Genomic DNA, 1,368 nt, shown 5'->3' with positions numbered 1-1,368 from the left:
TGCCACCCACAACTCACCCTGAACTTCCGATTTCCGTCGCCCCAACGCCATCGTTTCCTCCTTGATCAACTCCAACTGCTGAAAGATAATTCATCTCCCCCATCAATGCGAGTTTTTCAACGGGCTGTTAGCCCACGATCAAAACCTGTGATTTGTTTTCAACACAGCAACTTACGTTCCAAATCACGAATAATGACGTCGGTAAAGTCGACGCCGGTCAATTCCTGGCTGCTCCCGAGTCCTCCCGGGCTGAAAACGTTAATCTCCATCAGCTTATCATCCACGATATCCAGCCCGCACAAGAACATTCCGTCTCGCACAAGCTTGGGACGAACCATCTCGACCAGTTCAAGCATCTTCTCTGTGACTTCGCACTCGACTCCTTTCCCGCCCGAATGCATGTTGCTGCGCGCGTCGCCAGTGTCATTCCGACGACGAAATGCCGCATATTTTCCATCTTTCTTCATGGGCCGCCCATTGAGGACAAACAATCGAACATCTCCATCAACTGCGCCCGGCAGATACTCTTGAGCAATACAGTAGCCGTCTCGAATGACTGCTTCGATCATCTGATTCAGGTTCGCTTTTTCATCTTCGCCGATCAGAAATACGCTTTGCCCGCCAGAACCTTGAAGTGGCTTAATGACGACTTTATCATTCTGATTCGAAATAAACTCTTTAATGTCATGGATATCCCGGCTGATACATGTCTTCGGGCGCACTTGTTCCGGGAAATGCTGAAAGTACGTCTTATTAAGGGCGTTCGCCAAACCGAAGGGATCGTTTAAGACAATTACTCCTCGCATCGCAGCCAGTTGCCCGAAAAGAATTCCACTCGTCTGAGCCCATGAACGATCGAGTGCATCATCGGACGGATCGTTCCTCAGCAAAAGCACATCGAGTTGATCGAGATTAATCCGCCTCGGCTCAGTCGCTTCGCTCTGTATTTCTCCTAAATATTAATGGAGAGATTCATACGACCCTCCATTCGCTGATCGAACATGTGCCTGAATCGATCCGTCGGTCGAATAGATAAAATCGCCGACACCAAGGTAAAAACTTTGATGCCCCATCTTTACAGCGCGCATCGCGAGACGCGTCGTTGTATACACCGGCTCTTCCGTCATGACATCGTTGACTACAAATCCGATCTTCATGAATTCATCTCCAGGAGTTGAATGACTGTTTTCTTTCGACAGGCTTTAAGTCGTGCCCGGATGTGATCGCAATCCAGAAACCTTGGTAAGCGCATGGTGAACTACGGGGTGTTGGCTTTGGTTTCGCGTTCTTGTTTTCTTCTTTCGGCGATGTTCCAGCGGTGTTGGGGGTGCGTTGCCAGCCAGTGGTTGGGGAGTAACGATTCGACAT

The 1,368-nt window shown here is 49.4% G+C and carries 2 protein-coding genes; both read right to left on the bottom strand.

Going from position 1 to position 1,368, the window contains the following annotated elements:
* Positions 1-158 precede the first annotated feature (158 nt).
* Positions 159-890 (bottom strand): ATP-grasp domain-containing protein, encoded by a 732-nt coding sequence (locus KOR42_RS26270; protein WP_197441636.1) that lies wholly within the window; start codon positions 888-890, stop codon positions 159-161.
* Between the two features lie 69 nt (positions 891-959).
* The gene (locus KOR42_RS27735; protein WP_197441635.1) at positions 960-1,157 is read right to left on the bottom strand and encodes a hypothetical protein; all 198 of its coding nucleotides are present in this window, start codon (positions 1,155-1,157) and stop codon (positions 960-962) included.
* Between the last annotated feature and the right edge of the window lie 211 nt (positions 1,158-1,368).

Source organism: Thalassoglobus neptunius (assembly GCF_007859735.1).
Classification (GTDB): Bacteria; Planctomycetota; Planctomycetia; order Planctomycetales; family Planctomycetaceae; genus Thalassoglobus; species Thalassoglobus neptunius.
This window is presented reverse-complemented; position numbering and strand designations above follow the sequence as displayed.